The sequence below is a fragment of the Bacillus sp. X1(2014) genome (genome assembly GCF_007678255.1).
This window is the reverse complement of record NZ_VEED01000002.1, coordinates 186,697-205,457: the sequence shown is the minus strand read 5'-3', so window position 1 is coordinate 205,457 and position 18,761 is coordinate 186,697. Positions and strand designations below refer to the sequence as shown.

Below are 18,761 nucleotides of genomic sequence, written 5' to 3'. Positions count from 1 at the left end.
TAGAGAGAGGAGAAACCATGTTATTTTTCAGTCTAGTCCTTGCCCACTTTATTGCTGATTTTTATTTACAAACAGATGACATGGTCATTAAAAAAAGAAAAAATTTAAGGAAACATGTAAGCCACCATCTTTTCACGACTGGTTTTGTTTTAATTGGATTCTGGATTCTCTCCTATAATTTTGAGAATATCCTTAAATACCTGTTCATCCCTTTGATTGGTATTGTGGCATCACACCTAATTGTGGATTGGTTAAAGATTATTTTGCTTGATAAATTGAAAATGACGAACGAAGAAAACATGAAACGGCTCGGTTACTTTGTTTTAGATCAGGTCTTGCACCTAGGTGTGATTCTTTTCACATGTATGTTTTGCTTTCAGTTTGACATTGAACGGATCGTTCAACAGAAAGGAGGATTAAGTTTTCTTGATTCTGTTCTGTTTTTTATTATCATTGTTATCCTAACAACAACGGTAAGCGGACATATGATCAAGATTCTCCTCGGTTCCCTGCCCAATCAATTATTGACCTTCGAGGGGAAATATTCATTTAAAAATGAACGAAATGAAGCTGAATTTATCCGTAGGGGTAAAAAAGGATTAACAGAAGAATACCATTATACAGTTTTCAGTAAGCATGATCTTTCACGAGGAAAACTAATTGGCTATATTGAGAGATTACTAGTATTATTGTTAACATTTTATAGTGCCTATCCAGCGATTGGATTTATTGTCGCCGCCAAATCGATTGCCCGCTTTAAACAAATGGATGACAGGGACTGGGCAGAATATTTTTTATTGGGAACACTAACTTCTATGTTTCTTGGAATTACTTTTGGGATTTTGTTGAAAATCGTCCTAACATAGGGGTTTTAGAAAGTAAAGCATCCGATGGGTGCTTTTGTTTTTTATACTATAATTCAAAAAAATTGACGGGGCATTTATTTAATATTACCATTATCTCATATTCGAGATAATTGAAATAAAGAGATTAAATAAACTTTTACGATTAGGAAATGACCAAGTTTCTAACAATACTATAAGGGACTTTTTTGTTTGAAGAAAGGGGACAAACATAATGAAGCATATTTTTCAAAAAGGGAAAGACGCAGCCAAACCAACATTTTTATTGCTGCATGGGACGGGCGGAACTGAATTAGATTTAATTCCACTTGCAGGTAAAATTGATGAGGATGCTTCTTTTTTAAGTGTACGTGGAAATGTTCTTGAAAATGGGATGCCGCGTTTTTTCCGAAGATTAGCTGAAGGTATTTTTGATGAGGAGGATCTTATATTTCGTACAAAAGAATTGTATGAATTCCTAGACGAAGCCTCACAAACTTATGAATTTGATCAAAAGAATGTGATTGCAATTGGATATTCCAATGGTGCGAATATCGCCGCGAGTTTGTTGTTCCATTACCAAGATGCCATAAAAGGAGCTATTCTCCATCATCCAATGGTGCCTTTAAGAGGGATTGAATTGCCTGATTTATCAGGGGTAAACGTCTTTATTGGTGCAGGAACCAATGATCCGATTTGTTCGCCTCTGGAATCTGGAGACCTAGAAAAGATGTTGGAAAATGCAAATGCCAAAGTCCATCTTCACTGGGAGCATAATGGACACCAATTGAGCTATAGTGAAGTCGACGCGGCAGCAACCTGGTATAAACAAATCAATAAATAAGATTGTCATTTGAGCTATCCGGATAATGTTCGGTTAGCTTTTTTTTAAAATTTGAACTATTCTATTGACTTTTTAGCATTTTCTGAGGATAATCAAAGAAATTATAAATCGAAAAACAGTTTGGGATTAGTAAATCTTTGGAACGTGTTAGAGAGTGAAACCCACCGGCTGAAAGGTTTCTCACGGAAAAAAGTTTGAACCTGCCCTCACATACACTGCTTATGCAAACATAAGCCGTCACCCTCGTTACGGGTCCAAAGTGGGTGCATGGCATCAATAAAGGTGGTACCGCGGAAACGACTTTCCGTCCTTTTTATAAGGACAGAAGAGTCGTTTTTTTTATTTTAAGGCTGTGTTAAATGTTAATCTTTATTTTGGCACTCTGTTGATTGAAGTGCCTGGAACGGAAATCAACAGACAAGTTTTACACAGTCTATTTTAAAAGAAGGGTTAGAGGGAAATGAAAAAACAGTTGGTGGTTGTAAAAATTGGGAGCAGTTCACTTACGAATGCCTCAGGAACAATTTCTGAAAAAAAAATACGTGACCATGTTGAGGCACTTGCTTTTTTAAAAGAACAGGGCCATGATGTTCTACTTATATCATCTGGAGCTGTAGCAGCGGGATTCGGTTCTCTTGGTTATCCCACCCGTCCCAAAACTGTTTCTGGGAAACAAGCAGCGGCAGCTGTTGGTCAAGGGCTTCTGATGCAACAATATATTCAGTTGTTTAACGAGTTTAGTATCGTACCGGCCCAAATCCTATTAACACGTGAAGACTTTTATAGCCAGGTCCGTTTTCATAACCTCTTTAATACGATTCAGGAGTTACTCCAAAAAGGAGTGATTCCGATTATTAATGAAAATGACTCGGTGGCAATTGAAGAATTAACTTTCGGTGACAATGATATGTTGTCTGCTCTCGTAAGTGGCTTTTTACATGCCAATGCACTGATGATCTTAACTGATGTGAATGGTTTATATGATGGCAATCCAAAAACGTCTAAGGAAGCTAAGAAATATCATTTTATTCCTGAAATATCTGAAAACCTCCTTGGAGTTGCCGGAGAAGCCGGCTCTTCAGTAGGAACGGGCGGAATGAAGTCAAAATTACTAGCTTCAAAAAAAGCTCTTTCCCTTGGTGTCAGTGTCTTTGTTGGAACAGGTAAGGGAAAGGAAAAACTGGTTGATATTTTAGCTGGTAAAGGAGATGGGACGTACATTGGCGGCCCTTTCCAAACGCAAATGCAAATGAGAAAGCAGTGGATCGCCTACCATTCACAGGTCGGCGGGGTCATCGAGATTGATGATGGGGCAGTGAATGCAGTGTTGTTTCAAGGTAAAAGTCTACTGCCTGTTGGAGTGACGAATGTAATAGGAGACTTTAATGCCTTAGATGTGGTCGTGGTCCGCAATCAAAAAGGGAGAATCGTCGGGAAAGGACAAAGCTACTATTCTTCTAAGAATCTACAAAAAGTAAAAGGCTTGCCAAGTGAACAATCCAAAGATTATTCGATTAATAAAAAAGCAGAAGTGATTCATCGTGATAATTGGGTTACAATGCCAAAGGAGTGAAAATGAATGAGTGAATTATTAGTAAAAGCCAGCAAATTAAAAAATGCCACTAAACAATTGGGCATGTTGTCAACTGATGACAAAAATGCAGCGTTATTAAAGATGGCGGATCATTTATTGACAGAGAAAGAGTGGCTAATCGCCGAAAACGCTAAGGATATTAAAGCAGGAAAAGAAAATGGATTCTCAGAATCACTTTTGGATCGGCTGCTTTTAACGGATGAAAGAATTGAACAGATTGTCGATGGAGTACGACAGTTGGTAGATTTGAAGGATCCAATTGGCGAAACGATTGAATCATGGGAGCGTCCGAATGGGTTACAAATCGAAACGATTCGAGTTCCGCTTGGGGTCATTGGAATGGTGTATGAAGCGCGCCCTAATGTTACCGTTGATGCAGGTAGTCTGTGCTTAAAAGCTGGAAACGCCGTTCTTTTAAGAGGAAGCACTTCGGCAATCCATTCCAATAAAGCGCTTGTTTATGCAATGCAGAAGGCACTTGCAGAAACGGCCATTCCTGCTGATGCTGTTCAGCTCTTGGAGGACACGAGCAGGGAAACAGCCGCTGAAATGTTTAAATTGAATGAATACCTCGATGTTCTTATTCCTCGCGGTGGAGCAGGGTTAATTCAATCGGTTGTTCAAAATGCGACAGTTCCAGTTTTGGAGACAGGTGTAGGTAATTGTCATGTGTTCATTGATGAAACCGCTAAAGAAAATATGGCCATCGACATCGCGATCAATGCAAAATTACACCGGCCATCCGTATGTAATGCAGCGGAAACCGTGCTAATTAACGAAAAATGGCCATATGCAGAAAAATTATTATATTCACTTCATGACCGGGGAGTGGAACTGCGTGGGGATGAAGTTTTAACAGCTGCCTATCCCTTTGTAAAGCAGGCCACGGAAGAAGATTGGAAAAATGAATTTTTAGCACCGATTTTGGCGGTAAAACTGGTGAATGATGTAAAGGCAGCGATTAATCATATTGATTTGTATGGAACGAAACATTCCGAGGCCATCATCAGTGAAAATGTTGACAATGTTCGTTTGTTCTTCCAGGCAGTTGATGCAGCGGTATTATATCATAATGCATCCACTCGATTTACCGATGGCGAGCAGTTTGGTTATGGGGCAGAAATTGGCATTAGTACGCAAAAGCTTCATGCCCGCGGACCAATGGGACTCCGTGCGTTAACAACAACGAAAGCGATTGTTCGTGGAACGGGACAAATTCGATCCTAATGATTCTAATAGAAAACAGGTAAGGATGTTGATTCGCCTTTACCTGTTTTTTTATTGATGGATGGAAACTATCCAAAGAAGAGGAAAAACTGATATAATAAAGGCGAACATATATTCTTATTTTAGATAAGTTGGTGAATTAATGGCAGACGCTATTCAAATATCCGTAAGAACGCTCGTGGAACATGTTTATAGGAGTGGAAGTATTGATTCACGTTTCCGATCATTATCCACACTGCAAGATGGAACAAGGATACATCAAATGATCCAGAAAACGTATGGAGAATTCGATCAGAAAGAGGTATATCTCCGTGCAGATGTAAAGGCAGGAGGACTTTCCTTCACAATAGATGGCAGGTGTGATGGATTGTTGTTTCGAGATGATGGTGTGGTAATCGATGAAATTAAATCCTTTTCGCAAGTCTCGGAGCAGATTCAGCAAGGCGGCTATCCCGTGCACTGGGCACAAGCGAAACTGTATGCTTTTATGTATGCAAAGGACAATGATTTACAGGAAATCACTGTTCAGCTTACTTATGTCCACGTTGATACACTGGAGAAGATATTTTACCAAAAAAGATACTATATCACAGAACTTGAGGTCTTTCTAGAAAATGTAATGGAGGACTATTCCCCGTATGCAAACCTTCTATCCAACCATCGGAGACAGCGAAATCTGAGCTGTAAAGAGCTTTCCTTCCCATTTGAATCCTACCGTGAGGGTCAGCGGAAATTAGCTGGGGCGGTCTATAAGTCGATTTTTGATAAGAAAAATCTGTTTGCGAAAGCGCCAACCGGCATAGGAAAAACAATCTCGACACTTTTTCCAGCCGTAAAAGCCATAGGAGAAGGGCATTTGGACAAAGTTTTCTATCTTACGGCTAAAACGATTACCCGTACAGCTGCCGAAGAGGCTTTTAAGAAGATGCGATCTTGCGGTCTTTGTATGAGCACTGTAACGATAACAGCTAAAGATAAAGTTTGTTTTAAGGAAGAGACCAATTGTCAAAAGGATTATTGTGAATTTGCTAATGGTTATTATGACCGAATCAATGATGCGATACTGGATATCTTATCTAATGAAACGGGCATGACTCGAGAAATAAGCGAAATTTACGCCAAAAAACACACAGTCTGCCCCTTTGAATTTTCGCTTGACCTTGCCTATGTTGTCGATAGCATCATCTGCGATTACAATTATGTATTTGACCCACGCGTCTTCTTAAAGCGTTTGTTGGAAGAGCAAAAGAAGTCTACTGCCCTATTGGTTGACGAGGCCCACAATCTTGTCGACCGCGGTCGGGAGATGTTTTCATCCTTCCTAAACAAAGAGGTTTTTCTACAATTGAAAAAGGAATTTAAAGGTGTAAATAAATCCCTGTTTGACGCTGCCAGTAAGCTAAATGCCTGGTTTCTAGCACTCAAAAAAGAAAATCCAGATAAACATGAGTTCACGCTTGATCATTTGGAGGAGGAATTGCTTGATTACCTGGTACAATTTGTAGAAACTACCGAACAAGTGATCTCTACAGAAACTTCACCAACTCTTTTGGAAGCGTACTTTATTGTCAATAATTTTTTGAAAATCAATGAGTTTCTTGATGAACATTATGTCATTTACGTAGAAAAAGTAAAAAATGATCTCATTGTTAAGCTTTTTTGCATTGATCCTTCTAAGCTTCTTCATAAAATGGGGAAGGGATATCGATCGAAGATCTTCTTTTCAGCAACACTTTCGCCTTTAAACTTTTATCATGATCTGCTTGGAGGGCAGGAGAATGATTATGTGCTATCCATCCCATCACCATTTTCAAGTGATCAGGTCGATGTCTATATTCATCCATTGTCCACTCGCTACCGTGATCGAGAACAGACGAAGGAATTAATCGTAGCAGGAATTCAATCATTGATAAAAAAGCGTCCTGGGAATTATTTTATCTTTTTCCCGTCCTATCAGTATTTATTAGCTGTTTATGAGCAATTCAAGCTACAGGATGAAGAAACGAAAACAATCATTCAAGCAGCTGGGATGACTGAACCGGAAAGAGAAGCCTTTTTGGATGCCTTTAAACCGAATCAACCGGAAACATTACTAGGATTCGCTGTCCTTGGAGGGATTTTTTCGGAGGGTGTTGATTTGATTGGCGATCGCTTAAATGGGGTTGTGGTTATCGGTGTAGGTTTGCCGCAACTATGTTTTGAACGGAATCTCATTAGAGATCATTTTAATCAACAAAACAAAAATGGTTATGACTATGCCTATGTGTATCCTGGCATGAACAAGGTACTACAAGCTGGGGGAAGGTTAATTCGTTCAGAAGAGGACCTTGGAACGATCGTGTTGATGGATGATCGATTCTTACAACGTCAATATCAACAACTCCTGCCGCCGGAATGGCAGCAGTTTACAGTTGGGTCTCCTTAAATACAAAAATTTTCAAGAATAAACCCTTATGGAATCTTGTCCATAAGGGTTGTTGTGGTTTTAAATGAAAAACGTTCCAGATACTTCCTTGAATAAAAATGGTTCTTTTTCCTTTTTTTAGATTAAGGTCCAGTTTCCAACACACAAATAATAATTATTTTTACAAAGTAGGTGACAATTTTGAAAATTATTCATATAATTAATAAAAAGTTGCACAAGGTAAAAACTTTGAAGGAGGGGAAAGAGAGATGGATAACCCTAACATTATCAAACTGGTAAATGGTGAAAAAGGCAATTTAATTAAAATTACTTCTTTAAATCTGGACGGTGTAATGAGAAGAAGATTATTAGATTTAGGTTTTGTGACTGGAGCGCTTGTAGAGGTGATACGGAAAAGTCCATTGGGCGATCCGATTGCTTTTCGTGTCAGTCAAACAACGATCGCTCTTCGGAAAGAGGAAAGTTCAAAAATAGAAGGGGAGCTGGTGTCTCATGGGTAAAGAATATCGAATTGCCTTAGCAGGAAATCCGAATACGGGTAAAAGCACCTTGTTTAATGCCTTAACGGGCCTCAGACAGCATACCGGAAATTGGGCTGGTAAAACCGTTTCCCTTGCACAAGGTAGCGTTCAATTTAAAGATAATACCTTTCAACTAATTGATCTGCCTGGAACATATTCGCTTTTCTCGAATTCAACGGATGAAGAAGTAGCGCGAAATTATATCGTTTTTGAAAAACCAGATGTAACGGTTGTGGTACTTGATGCGACTTCATTAGAGCGGAATTTGAATCTAGCGCTGCAGGTATTAGAGATGACAACAAATGTTGTTATTTGTATCAATTTAATTGATGTTGCGGAAGAACAAGGAATTCAGATTAATGAACGATTGTTGACCAATCGATTGGGAGTTCCTGTTATCAAGATTTCTGCCAGGAACAAAAAGGGATTCCCTATGCTCTTAGATACCATTGATCGCATTGTGACTGGGGTGATTGAATGCAACCCTGTTCAGGTGTCCTATCCTCCTGAGATCGAAGCCAAGATTAAAATAATTGAACCTAAAGTACGTGAATTTGTTGGAGATCAATTATCCGCTCGTTGGGTTTCTTTGAGATTGCTAGATGGAGACGAAACATTACTGAATGAAATTAGTAACCGATTGGTTGCAGGAGGTGGTATAGAGAATGAGTATTCAAAAGCTTTATGCTGAAGCTCAGGAGCTGTCGACACCAAAGCTGAGAGATGATATTGTTCAAAACCTTTACGATCGCAGTCATAAATTATGTCATGAAGGAATTTCTTATACAAAATCGAAAAGGGACACAAGGACGGAAAAGCTGGATGCGATTTTTACTTCCCCTATTTTTGGTTTTCCCATTATGATTACCATGTTAGGAGTCCTATTTTATTTAACAATCGCAGGAGCAAATATCCCATCCTCCATGATAGCGGAGTTTTTTGGTTTCTTAGAAGGATATATAACATCATTTTTTGGCATTCTACATGCTCCTGATTGGCTGCATGGAATTCTTGTCCTTGGATTATATCGGGGAACGACTTGGGTTATCAGTGTAATGCTGCCGCCGATGGCCATCTTTTTTCCAACCTTTGCACTTCTTGAAAATTATGGTTATCTACCTCGCGTTGCGTTTAATATGGATCGACTGTTTAAAAGGGTTGGGGCCCATGGTAAGCAGTCGTTAACAATGGCCATGGGGTTTGGATGTAATGCTGCAGCCGTTATTTCAACAAGGATTATAGAATCTCCCAGAGAGCGGATGCTGGCCATTCTTACAAACAACTTTGTTCCATGTAATGGACGATGGGGAACTTTAATTGTTTTAGCTTCGTTATTCATGGCTGCCAATTTCACAGGGGGGCTAGCATCACTTGTGACCACAGGGGTCGTTGTCGGTATTGTTTTATTTGGTATAGTGGTTACCTTTTTTGTTTCATGGGTTCTGTCGAAAACGGCCCTTAAAGGAGTTCCAACTCACTATACGTTAGAACTGCCGCCATACCGTAAACCGAAGATATTTGATACTGTGATTCGTTCATCTTTAACAAAGTCCTGGTCTGTGTTAGTTCGCGCTGTTAAAGTTGCTGCTCCAGCAGCGATTTTAACGTGGGTGTTCGCAAATATTTATATTGGTGACACGAGTATTCTTATGTATGCTGTCGAGTTTTTGGATCCATTTGGTAAACTGCTTGGACTTGATGGATATATCATGATGGCGTTCATTCTAGGATTACCTGCCAACGAAATTGTTCTTCCAATCCTTTTGATGGGCTATTTATCAACCGGGTCATTGACAGAAGTCGATAACTTAGTAGATTTGAAGAAAATCTTCCTAGATCATGGCTGGACGTGGCTTACAGCACTGAATATGATGTTATTTTCATTACTTCATTACCCGTGCGGCACAACCTTGCTGAATATCTATAAAGAAACGAAGAGTAAGAAATGGACCTTCCTTGCTTTCTTGATTCCGACGGTTATCGCGATTCTTGTTCCGCTAATTATTACTCAAACTGTGAGATATTTTGGGTTATTATAAAACTTGACATTATAAATGTTAAAAGGGGCTGACTTTTGTCAGTCCCTTTTACTATGAAGAAATTTATTTAAGGGCTTGGTGGGATTTGAACCCACAAGACACACTATAGTCAGCGTGAAGGACTACAGGTTGCTCTACCCCTTGAGCTACAAGCCCTGATTATATTTTGACCATGTTCCTTGAAATTATGCGGTTTTTAAAGAATTAATCTACAGTCCCAGTTTGTTTGATATTTACCTTTACATGTACATGAACTTTTGCCGTTGGATAGAAACTCTTCCATTTTTTTTCATTAAAATCGCGATCTTGTTCTCTATATTTTGCACCTAGACCTAAAGGGTCCACGCCATGTTTTTGAAACTTTTTGATGAGTTTTAATGAGTGCTCTTCTAATTGCTCGGCAATTTCTTTTTGGAGCTTTTTTTTATCCAATGCTACCCTTTTTTTCTTTGGAGATGTGAATTCTTGAAGCCTTGTTTTCAACTTAAGATTAATCGTAAATTCCGGTCGGCCTTTTTTTATTTTTACTTGATAGTGTGCCTTTGAATGAAGATTGTCTAGAACGGCCCTTTCACCATTTTCTAAAGTGAACCGCTGTAAGCCTTGTATATATTTATCCACTAAACATTTAAATGTGAATGCATCTTCCATAAAAATAGGAAAGACATATCGATCATCTTTTAATATCGCCAGGCCAATAATTTTAATATTATCTTCTATCTGTTTGATTAATGGCAAGTAGGGATCCTGTCCAATTTGGTTAAATTGAAAGGAATATGTTTGTAAATTGGATTCAGGAAGATTATCTGATTTCATGGATTGCTCCAGCATTCCTTGTACAAACAACGAAACATTTTCTTTTTTGAATTTCTCTATTTTAAGTAGCTCACTGGCATCCCCATCGACCACAGCCATTTGAATAATACTGCCGATGGAAGGGTCACGGTTTAAGGTGTCAACCACATCAGTAATCCCTTTTTTGGCTAGTGATTTTCCAAAAAGTGCAACCCGTAATTGCCCGCTGACTAATGGATACCGTGACTCATTATTAATGTTGCTCCGAATTTCTTTACTCGTTTCACCAAATGTTATTTTGACTTCAGTAGTAGAGGACTGATCCTTCTTATAAATGGGATAGGTAATGGATCCTTTTATCATTTTCTTTCCAGCCCAATCATATCCTACCCCCTGCGTCATTTGTATTTGATTGACAATGTTGGTGGGTATCAGAGAACAACCGGATAATAGGAAAATAGTAACCCCTATTCCTATTAAGGTTCGATTAGCCATTTTGTTTTCTCCTTCTTAGTATTATGAACATTATTAGGAGGATTGGGATGTAGCCGTAAAAGATCCATAAATTCATTTGGGTTACGTATTTACCCAGTGTTTCATACAATTGTTCGTTTATTGTTTGAGATATAACCACACTAAGGAGGCTTAAAATGATTAAAAAGTTCTTTTGTTTCTTTTTAAAAATTCTCTTTAAACCACGTGTCGAACACCATAATAGAAGAGCGATCAATGCAGTAACAATAATTAAATACATGGATATATAAATGTATTCAAAGCGTTCTAAATAAGATAGCCGGATAATTTTTATTAAAGTTAATTCTGGCCAAATCGTTTCTTTTAATTGTCTCTCACTATAAAACGTTAATGATACAATTGCAGAAAGCGTATACAGTAAGGTAGTAAACAAAACTGCTATATGAGCGAACTTTTTTGACGATTTAGGATCCCTTATAAATGGATAGAACATGAGTAACGTTTCTGTTCCTGCTAACGTATACATAGAACTTTTGACTGCATCCAGCATATCCAAAAAAGAATGATTCATGATTGGCAGTAAATTTGTAAAATGAGCAACTTTCAATGGAAAAATATAAAGGGCGATTAAGGTGATTTGTGGAAATATAAATGACATTAAAGAAACACCAACAACCACCCGAAATCCTCCAGACACACAATAATAAACGGATACAAGTATTAATGAACTTAGAATCCATGAAGGTAAAGTAGGGAACATCCATACTTGAATAATCTCAATAAATCCAAGTAAGACCGAGAGACTGGCCATCCAGTAATAAATCATAATAATAAAACTAAAAAACTTACCAAGAATATTCCCAAACACTTTTGAATGGACATCAACGATATCTCCGTCGGCTTTTTCGAGCAGTTTAAACATCATCCATATGAATAGTTGAACTAAACACCCTGCCAAAAGTACACCCATCCACGCATCATATCCTGCTTTCGCAGCAATGGTTCTTTGGAATCCTAAAATCCCAATCCCAACCTGAGAACTGTAGACAATAAAGAACACTAAATAGGGAGAAACTTGATGTCTTTTATTCACCTGCAATGGAATACCCCTTTACGATTTATTCATAAAAATCGTTCACTGGTTCTGGATTTTCTCGATTCCCAGTTGCTTTTCTTTTCTTTTGTGGTCGAAGGGAGGTTGGGTTTTCGAGCTGCTTGGAATAAGGAAGTCTAATCCAAAGATCTTGAACTGATGTGGAGCGAAATGGGTAAAGGCTTAAATAAGGACGCCCGAGAGAAGTTAACCGTAATAAATGCAGGACTATAAATTGGACTCCCAAAAACACCCCAAACAATCCAAACCATTGGGAAAGAATAATTAATGGAAACTTAATAAACCGAACAGTGTTGCTAAATTTGTAAACCGGCGATGTATAGGAAGCTAAGGTACCAAGTCCTACTAAAATAAGCAATACATTACTAGTTAACCCCGCTTCAACCACTGCCTGTCCGATAACAATCCCACCAACAACCCCAAGAGATTGCCCGATTTTAAATGGTAAACGAATCCCTGCCTCTTTAACCATTTCAATCATGATTTCTAACAATAAAGCCTCTAAAAAAGGTGGAAAGGGTACAGTTATCCTAGAACCAACTAAAGTTTCAAGCAATGGGGCAGGAATCAATTCATAATGATAGGTCATGATCGCTACATACATTGGACTAGCAAGCCCAGAAATGTAAAAAGCAACAAACCTTAGCAATCGGAAGAAATTTCCAATAATCCAGGAATAACTATAATCTTCCATCGCTATAAACGATTCAATTACGGTAACAGGAACAAGGACTAGATTTGGGGACCCATCTACTGCAATGATAATTTTGCCTTCGGTTAAACCAGCAGCAACCCGATCAACTCGTTCAGTTGAAATGGATTGAGGAAATAATGAATTCGAATTGTCCTCAATCATTGAAGAGAGATAAGCACTGTCCTGGATATGATCATATTGAACATCCTTTATTCTTTGAACCACCGTGTTCACATTTTCCGGATCGGCAATCCCATCCATATAAATAACGGCAACATTTGTTTTTGAAAGTTCGCCGACTTTCATTTCGATTACAAGCAGTTCAGGGACAGGTAATCGTTTTCGAATAAGATTAAGATTGGTGTCTAATTCTTCGATAAAACCCACTTGTGGTCCAACAGCCGAGGATTCCATCATTGCTACACTAACATCTCGAAATTTACTATTAGCAATATTAATTAATAAACATTCTTCATCTTGTTCATGCTTTTGAAGTGCCAGGAATCCCCGCATGAGGCTTTCGATTATTTCCTTAGAGTCTTTTGTAAAAATGATCTCTTGTACAGGGATTATGCTTTTTAATTCCACTAATGAAAACTGCTCCTGCAAAAAGGGTAAAACATCCTGATGAAGGATGTCAGATGAAATCATTGTGCGATAATACGAAAGCCAAAAGGGATGATCTTCTTTTATGGAAGTATGCTCATGAATAAAGTCATTTGATTTTGATAAACGTTGGAGCCAATCTTCTTCGTTATCGTTTTGTGGGTTTGCTTCCTTGTAAGGAAGATCTGCATTTGGTTTCATGATACACCCTCAAAATAATTTTTTTCTTATTATGTGTAGAAAAGGGAATTTTATGTAAATCATCCTGTGATTATAAGGATTATGGAAGGAAAGATAATGGCAAGGAAGAATAAACAAAAGCAAAAGATGAGAAATTAACAGGGTAGCAACTTTTATCTTGAAACGAATATTTTTGAAAGTTGGTGAAAAGCTTGAGAATATTCATGATAATTTTATTTTCTATTTTATTAGGAGGCTGTTCAGCTGGAAATTTAAGTGATCAAGATCAAGTTCAACCCTCTTCACCATCCCAAAATGAAGACAATACTAATCATAAAGATAAAAAAGGAATGATGAATTTTCTTTTAATAGGTAGTGATTCAAGAGGTGAACCCCAATCTTTTTCAGATGCCATCATTATTGCGCAATATGTTCCTAAAGAAGGTAATATCAAGTTAATCTCCTTGATGAGAGATAGTTATGTCAAGATTCCCGGGCATAAAAAAGGCTACGGCAAGCTCAATATGGCCTATTTTATCGGTGGAAATGAATTATTAAAAAAGACGATTTATCAAAATTTCGGTATGAAAGTGGATCATTCCATTTCTATAGATTTTGATGGGTTTGCGAATTTTATTGACTTGATTGCTCCAGAGGGTATTACTGTGAACGTTAGTCAAAAGATGATTGATGATTTCAATATGAAGGTGAAGCCCGGAGAAAATGCGCTTAAAGGAAAAGAATTGTTAAAATATGTTCGATTTAGGCATGATGATGAAAGTGATTTTGGCCGCGTTAAACGACAACAGGAAGTCATCGTCAAGGTAAAGGAACAGCTAAAAAATAAATTTAGTCATATCGAGTCGTTAGCCGCTCTGCCGGATTTTGTTGAGGAAAGTTTAAATCATGTGGAATCAGATATGGATAAAGGAGAGATTTTGGCAGTACTATCCAAACTAGTTTTTTATCCAATCAAAAATATCGACAGTTTACGTATTCCAGTCCAAAATAGCTATGTCAACAAAACCTATCCTCATGCAGGTGCTGTTCTAGAAATCAATTTGGAGGAAAATAGAGAGGCATTGAAGGATTTCTTAATGAAGCCATCACCGGTGAATAGGGACTATCATTATTAAATATTAAAGCAGACATAGTTCGTGAACTATGTCTGCTTTATTAGAAAAATTGGAAGAAAACGCCTAATTGTACAAAACTGATCGTTATTTGTCCTTAACTTCATAAATTCGTACAAAATGACCCGAAATCCGCACATAACCACTCAAAAATTGCACAAAACGTTATTTCCTTAGTTTGTTGATCTCTTCTGTAACTACAAACGCAAGGTCATCGTTACCAAACAGTGCTAACACACCAAGCAACGTTTGATTACTGACTTCTCCAGCTTCTTCTTTGGGTACAGTTAACTCAATTGCCTCTCTTAAAGAAGGATTAGCACCCTGATTCGGATAGGCTCGTAAATATAATTCTTCTGGATCAAGGTCATGATTCACACACCATTGAGCAAAAACGAGAATCATCATTTTCTCTTCGCCACGATAGTTTTCGATTATCTTTTCTTCTAATTGTTTTGGATTCATTGGACTCTCCTTAGCAAGTGTTATGTACTAATTATATAAGATTTTTGTCGAATATATAATGGAAATACATGTTTTCGAATGAAACTCCATCTTTTAAGGGATACTGTGGTAAGAAAATACTTTTTAATAGAAGGGGAACGTATTATGAGTAAAGTTGAAGTTCAAGAGATTTTTACCATTACAGATGAAAACGGGGATGAACAAGAAGTTGAAGTCCTTGGGGTCATGACTATTGAAGGTACAGACTATGTTGCTGTCGGATTTGCAGACGAAATTAGGCAGGAGTCTGATGAAGATATTGATATCTTTTTTATGAAAGTCGATGATGAAGGTGATTTAGCCGCCATCGAGAGTGATGAAGAATTTGATAAGGTTTCTGAGGCGTTTGATGCCATGATGGATGAAGAAGAGGGAATGGATGAGTAAGAGAGAGTTCAGTCTCTCTCTTTTTTGTTACCTAAATTTCAATTGGAAAAAATATGTATGTATAAACCCTTTCTAGGCATACTACTTATGAAGAACATCATTAAAGGAGTAATGTAATGTTAATTGAAGAAGGTACAAAATATCAAATATCTCAAGGCATTAAAGGTTTTTTCAATTCAGCTGAATCTTTTACCGTTAAGAGTTATAATGGCGTCACTGTTCAATTTACACTTGCAGATAGTAAAGGTCATGGTTCTATGCCAATTGATCATCTAGAATATCTATTGAAAAAATCAAATTTAACATTAATCCCTAATAAAAGAGTATTATTAAGTAATGAACATAATGAAGAGCAAATTAGCTGAATAAACTCTGGGGTGAAGCCTATGGAAATTAAGAAACTCAAAGCAAATGATTCATCGATGGCGTACATAGATAGTGGAGAAGGGAAGCCAATCGTGCTTCTGCATGGTTTTTGTGGGAGTTCTAGCTATTGGGAGTTTGTGATCCCAACATTGTCAGCTGATTACCGGGTGATTGCACTGGATCTTCCTGGACATGGTCAGTCAGATCCTCTTCAAGGCAGCAGTACGATTGAAAATCTAGCTGATCAAGTGAAAAATCTTTTAGATGCATTAAATTTACCTGAAGTCACGATGTTTGGTCATTCGTTAGGCGGATATATCACGCTAGCTTTTGCAGAAAAGTACGGTGGTCAATTAAGCGGATATTCGCTTATTCATTCAACAGCCTTTCCAGATTCGGAAGAAGCGAAAAAAGCCAGGAGTGCAAATATTGAAAAGGTAAACAAGTCAGGAATTTACTTGCTTATCGACGGCTTGGTCCCAAAATTATTCTCACCTGAAAATCAGGATGAGAATTATGTTGGTATTGCAATGGAAATTGGCTATACTACTTCAGCAGAAGGTGCGATAGATGCACTTAATGCGATGAAGGACCGGCCAGACCGGAATCGAGTATTGGAATCCTCGACATTGCCGATTCTTTTAGTTGCAGGTGAACGGGATCAAATTATTCCAGCAGAAAAAACATTTTCTGTCAGTAAAGCGAATATAAGGCAATCAATAATTAAAGATTCGGGCCATATGAGTATGTTTGAAAATCCCATGGAACTTGTTTCCGAGATACAAGAGTTTTTAGCTCATCTATAGAGCGGATGATAGGAATCAACTTGATTCCTATTTTTTGTATTCTAATATAGAACAAGTTTATATATTAGAAAAAAATTATTGACAATATAACGATTCTATTGTTATTCTATAAACAACAAAGATTCACATCGAGAAACTCTTGATGTGAATATCTTTTTTATCTTCTAGTTTCTTAATATGAATCTTTTTTATTTATTTAGATTTAAATTACTTAATTTAAACTAAGGTTAAGTAATCATAATACAGCCATCCTAATAATATTAGGAATGTTTGTTTAAAAGAAGGGATGATAGGATGAATTCACCCATGATTTATGAGCTTCGTCGTCCGGCACAAACTGAACCTGGAAAAACTTATCCTGCGTTGTTTTTAATGCATGGGATTGGCAGTAATGAACAAAATATGCTGTCACTGGTAAATGGCTTAGAAGACCGTTTTTACATTTTTAGTATCCGTGGTCATCTTCCACTGCCACCAGGCTATGCGTTTTTTACGATTCAAGGATATGGAAAACCGCACCGGGAAGTGTTCGATGAGGGAATCCGTAAACTGACAAGTTTTATTGATTATGCCTGCGGGGAATATCCATTGGATCAGAGCCAGTTGTTCTTACTTGGATTTAGTCAGGGAGCAATATTGTCGATGACGCTGGGATTAACATTGGGCAGCCGAATAAAGGGGATTGTTGCACTAAGTGGATACATCCCTGCTTTTGTAAAAGAAGAGTACGTGATCCAGCCAGTTGATAATCTGTCCTTGTTTATTTCCCATGGTAAGATGGATCAGGTTCTTCCATTTGATTGGGGATTGGCAAATAATGAGTATTTTAGTGGTTTAGGGGCGGATGTCACCTTTAAAACCTACAAAGAAGGACACACCGTTTCAATGGATAACCATCGTGATTTCATGAATTGGTTAATGGAAAAAGTAGAAAAATAATGATAATAAAAGGGGAAAATAATCATGTTAAAAAAATTCGAAGTTAGTACATTATTGATAAGAGTCGTTTTAGGTATTACATTCTTTGTACATGGGTTAGTTAAATTTCAAGGTGGAATTGAAAATATCGTTGGCTGGTTTGACAGTATTGGGTTACCCGGATTCTTAGCCTATGGAGTCGCTACAGTAGAAATGATTGGTGGAGCTGCATTAGTTCTAGGTCTAGGCAGTCAAATTGTCTCAGCTCTATTATCGTTACTAATGATTGGTGCAATCGTTAAAGTAAAACTAGCTGTTGGATTTTTAGGAAACGGACAAATGGCTGGTTACGAATTAGATTTGGCTTTTCTTGCAATGGCTATTTTTATTGCGATTAATGGCAGTAAAATGTTTGCACTTGACCAACTCATTTTTAAAGGTCAGAAGGAAGAAACTACTTCTTTATCTAAAAGCTATAATAATTAAAAGGGGGACGTAATATATGATGCCATCTTTTTTTATTGCGCATGGAGCACCATTATTAGCTATTGAGAATAATGAGTATACTCAGTTTCTAAGCCAGCTAGGAAAAAACATTCCTCGGCCAAAGGCAATTATATTGTTTTCAGCACACTGGGAATCATCGATGCAAAAAGTAAGTGAAGTCGACACATATGACACCATTTATGATTTTGGCGGTTTCGACCCGGAATTATACACGATTAAATATCCAGCTAAAGGGGACCAGCAGGTTTCACAAGAAATTAAAGACTTGTTCGCGAAAAACGGTATACCATTTGAAGTAGAAGCGAAACGCGGCCTTGATCATGGAGCATGGGTAGTACTTCGAATGTTGTATCCGGATGCAGAAATCCCTGTCATTTCGATGTCTGTTAATCCGAACCTTAAACCTGAAGAACAATATAAGATTGGGAAAAGCTTAGCATCTTTAAGAGCGAATGATTTATTAATCATTGCAAGTGGAGGAACAGTGCATAACCTCAGAGCAGTGAAATGGGCAGATAACGAAATTGATCAATGGGCTCTTGAATTTGATGACTGGTTGGCTCAGCACTTAAATAATTGGGACCTAGCGTCATTATTTAAATATGATTCCCTTGCACCTAATGCTGAATATGCTGTACCACGTTATGGAAATGAACACTTCATCCCAATTTTCTATGCAATGGGAGCTGCCGATGATAGTCAAAAAGCGAAGTTACTGCATCGCAGCTTTCGATATGGAAACTTGAGTCATAGTGTTTGGCAGTTTGGGTGAACTAGATTAAATA

Annotated in this window: 19 protein-coding genes and 1 tRNA gene; 15 read left to right on the top strand and 5 right to left on the bottom strand. The window is 37.7% G+C overall.

Annotation, left to right across the window (positions count from 1 at the left end):
• Nucleotides 1-17: 17 nt before the first annotated feature.
• The 8 genes from FS608_RS04950 (at nt 18) to FS608_RS04915 (ending at nt 9,492) form a co-directional block, all read left to right on the top strand.
• A complete protein-coding gene (locus FS608_RS04950) occupies nt 18-866 on the top strand; it encodes a DUF3307 domain-containing protein (protein WP_144548159.1) in 849 nt (282 codons plus the stop codon).
• A gap of 211 nt (nt 867-1,077) precedes the next feature.
• A complete protein-coding gene (locus FS608_RS04945) occupies nt 1,078-1,686 on the top strand; it encodes an alpha/beta hydrolase (protein ID WP_144548158.1) in 609 nt (202 codons plus the stop codon).
• A gap of 460 nt (nt 1,687-2,146) precedes the next feature.
• Nucleotides 2,147-3,259 (top strand): glutamate 5-kinase, encoded by a 1,113-nt coding sequence (gene proB / locus FS608_RS04940; protein ID WP_144548157.1) that lies wholly within the window; start codon nt 2,147-2,149, stop codon nt 3,257-3,259.
• A 6-nt stretch (nt 3,260-3,265) separates the two neighbouring features.
• Entirely contained in the window at nt 3,266-4,507 is a 1,242-nt protein-coding gene (locus FS608_RS04935) for a glutamate-5-semialdehyde dehydrogenase (RefSeq protein WP_144548156.1), read from the top strand.
• 142 nt (nt 4,508-4,649) lie between these two features.
• Complete coding sequence (locus tag FS608_RS04930) at nt 4,650-6,932, top strand: ATP-dependent DNA helicase (RefSeq protein WP_144548155.1); 2,283 nt, start codon at nt 4,650-4,652, stop codon at nt 6,930-6,932.
• A 248-nt stretch (nt 6,933-7,180) separates the two neighbouring features.
• On the top strand, nt 7,181-7,432 hold the full coding sequence (locus FS608_RS04925; protein ID WP_144548154.1) for a FeoA family protein: 252 nt from the start codon (nt 7,181-7,183) through the stop codon (nt 7,430-7,432).
• The gene (locus FS608_RS04920; protein ID WP_144548153.1) at nt 7,425-8,144 is read left to right on the top strand and encodes a FeoB small GTPase domain-containing protein; all 720 of its coding nucleotides are present in this window, start codon (nt 7,425-7,427) and stop codon (nt 8,142-8,144) included. Before FS608_RS04925 ends, FS608_RS04920 begins: the two co-directional genes overlap by 8 nt.
• Nucleotides 8,119-9,492 carry a nucleoside recognition domain-containing protein gene (locus FS608_RS04915; RefSeq protein WP_144548152.1) on the top strand — a complete coding sequence of 458 codons (1,374 nt, stop codon included), beginning with the start codon at nt 8,119-8,121 and terminating at the stop codon, nt 9,490-9,492. Before FS608_RS04920 ends, FS608_RS04915 begins: the two co-directional genes overlap by 26 nt.
• Nucleotides 9,493-9,562: 70 nt before the next feature.
• Here the strand turns inward: FS608_RS04915 and FS608_RS04910 are convergent.
• From FS608_RS04910 to FS608_RS04895, 4 genes are all read right to left on the bottom strand, one after another.
• Nucleotides 9,563-9,648 (bottom strand) — tRNA-OTHER (locus tag FS608_RS04910).
• Between the two features lie 48 nt (nt 9,649-9,696).
• Entirely contained in the window at nt 9,697-10,782 is a 1,086-nt protein-coding gene (locus tag FS608_RS04905; protein WP_144548151.1) for a Ger(x)C family spore germination protein, read from the bottom strand.
• Complete coding sequence (locus FS608_RS04900) at nt 10,775-11,854, bottom strand: GerAB/ArcD/ProY family transporter (protein WP_260871609.1); 1,080 nt, start codon at nt 11,852-11,854, stop codon at nt 10,775-10,777. Before FS608_RS04900 ends, FS608_RS04905 begins: the two co-directional genes overlap by 8 nt.
• 25 nt (nt 11,855-11,879) lie before the next feature.
• The gene (locus tag FS608_RS04895; protein WP_144548149.1) at nt 11,880-13,376 is read right to left on the bottom strand and encodes a spore germination protein; all 1,497 of its coding nucleotides are present in this window, start codon (nt 13,374-13,376) and stop codon (nt 11,880-11,882) included.
• 203 nt (nt 13,377-13,579) lie between these two features.
• Here FS608_RS04895 and FS608_RS04890 point away from each other — a divergent pair, with 203 nt between their 5' ends.
• A complete protein-coding gene (locus FS608_RS04890) occupies nt 13,580-14,491 on the top strand; it encodes an LCP family protein (protein ID WP_144548148.1) in 912 nt (303 codons plus the stop codon).
• 162 nt (nt 14,492-14,653) lie between these two features.
• Here FS608_RS04890 and FS608_RS04885 read toward each other — a convergent pair whose 3' ends face one another.
• Nucleotides 14,654-14,953, bottom strand: coding sequence for a hypothetical protein (locus tag FS608_RS04885; protein WP_144548147.1), 300 nt, complete (start codon nt 14,951-14,953; stop codon nt 14,654-14,656).
• A 144-nt stretch (nt 14,954-15,097) separates the two neighbouring features.
• Between FS608_RS04885 and FS608_RS04880 the strand changes: the two genes are divergently transcribed.
• The 6 genes from FS608_RS04880 to FS608_RS04855 all read left to right on the top strand — a co-directional run bounded on the left by FS608_RS04880 (nt 15,098) and on the right by FS608_RS04855 (nt 18,748).
• Complete coding sequence (locus tag FS608_RS04880; RefSeq protein WP_144548146.1) at nt 15,098-15,379, top strand: DUF1292 domain-containing protein; 282 nt, start codon at nt 15,098-15,100, stop codon at nt 15,377-15,379.
• 116 nt (nt 15,380-15,495) lie between these two features.
• Nucleotides 15,496-15,744, top strand: a complete 249-nt coding sequence (locus FS608_RS04875) for a hypothetical protein (protein ID WP_144548145.1) — start codon at nt 15,496-15,498, stop codon at nt 15,742-15,744.
• Nucleotides 15,745-15,765: 21 nt separating this feature from the next.
• Nucleotides 15,766-16,551, top strand: a complete 786-nt coding sequence (locus tag FS608_RS04870) for an alpha/beta fold hydrolase (protein ID WP_144548144.1) — start codon at nt 15,766-15,768, stop codon at nt 16,549-16,551.
• A gap of 294 nt (nt 16,552-16,845) precedes the next feature.
• Nucleotides 16,846-17,490, top strand: a complete 645-nt coding sequence (locus FS608_RS04865; RefSeq protein WP_186328609.1) for an alpha/beta hydrolase — start codon at nt 16,846-16,848, stop codon at nt 17,488-17,490.
• Nucleotides 17,491-17,514: 24 nt separating this feature from the next.
• Nucleotides 17,515-17,955 (top strand): DoxX family protein, encoded by a 441-nt coding sequence (locus FS608_RS04860; RefSeq protein WP_144548142.1) that lies wholly within the window; start codon nt 17,515-17,517, stop codon nt 17,953-17,955.
• 16 nt (nt 17,956-17,971) lie between these two features.
• Complete coding sequence (locus tag FS608_RS04855) at nt 17,972-18,748, top strand: dioxygenase family protein (RefSeq protein ID WP_144548141.1); 777 nt, start codon at nt 17,972-17,974, stop codon at nt 18,746-18,748.
• Nucleotides 18,749-18,761 lie beyond the last annotated feature (13 nt).

Coding starts and splice junctions, on each gene's coding strand:
- FS608_RS04920 (WP_144548153.1), top strand. CDS start 7,425: ATGGGTAAAGAATATCGAATTGCCTTAGCAGGAAATCCGAATACGGGT.
- FS608_RS04905 (WP_144548151.1), bottom strand. CDS start 10,782: ATGGCTAATCGAACCTTAATAGGAATAGGGGTTACTATTTTCCTATTA.
- FS608_RS04885 (WP_144548147.1), bottom strand. CDS start 14,953: ATGAATCCAAAACAATTAGAAGAAAAGATAATCGAAAACTATCGTGGC.
- FS608_RS04890 (WP_144548148.1), top strand. CDS start 13,580: ATGATAATTTTATTTTCTATTTTATTAGGAGGCTGTTCAGCTGGAAAT.
- FS608_RS04895 (WP_144548149.1), bottom strand. CDS start 13,376: ATGAAACCAAATGCAGATCTTCCTTACAAGGAAGCAAACCCACAAAAC.
- FS608_RS04860 (WP_144548142.1), top strand. CDS start 17,515: ATGTTAAAAAAATTCGAAGTTAGTACATTATTGATAAGAGTCGTTTTA.
- FS608_RS04925 (WP_144548154.1), top strand. CDS start 7,181: ATGGATAACCCTAACATTATCAAACTGGTAAATGGTGAAAAAGGCAAT.
- FS608_RS04870 (WP_144548144.1), top strand. CDS start 15,766: ATGGAAATTAAGAAACTCAAAGCAAATGATTCATCGATGGCGTACATA.
- proB (WP_144548157.1), top strand. CDS start 2,147: ATGAAAAAACAGTTGGTGGTTGTAAAAATTGGGAGCAGTTCACTTACG.
- FS608_RS04930 (WP_144548155.1), top strand. CDS start 4,650: ATGGCAGACGCTATTCAAATATCCGTAAGAACGCTCGTGGAACATGTT.
- FS608_RS04950 (WP_144548159.1), top strand. CDS start 18: ATGTTATTTTTCAGTCTAGTCCTTGCCCACTTTATTGCTGATTTTTAT.
- FS608_RS04875 (WP_144548145.1), top strand. CDS start 15,496: ATGTTAATTGAAGAAGGTACAAAATATCAAATATCTCAAGGCATTAAA.
- FS608_RS04945 (WP_144548158.1), top strand. CDS start 1,078: ATGAAGCATATTTTTCAAAAAGGGAAAGACGCAGCCAAACCAACATTT.
- FS608_RS04880 (WP_144548146.1), top strand. CDS start 15,098: ATGAGTAAAGTTGAAGTTCAAGAGATTTTTACCATTACAGATGAAAAC.
- FS608_RS04865 (WP_186328609.1), top strand. CDS start 16,846: ATGAATTCACCCATGATTTATGAGCTTCGTCGTCCGGCACAAACTGAA.
- FS608_RS04855 (WP_144548141.1), top strand. CDS start 17,972: ATGATGCCATCTTTTTTTATTGCGCATGGAGCACCATTATTAGCTATT.
- FS608_RS04915 (WP_144548152.1), top strand. CDS start 8,119: ATGAGTATTCAAAAGCTTTATGCTGAAGCTCAGGAGCTGTCGACACCA.
- FS608_RS04935 (WP_144548156.1), top strand. CDS start 3,266: ATGAGTGAATTATTAGTAAAAGCCAGCAAATTAAAAAATGCCACTAAA.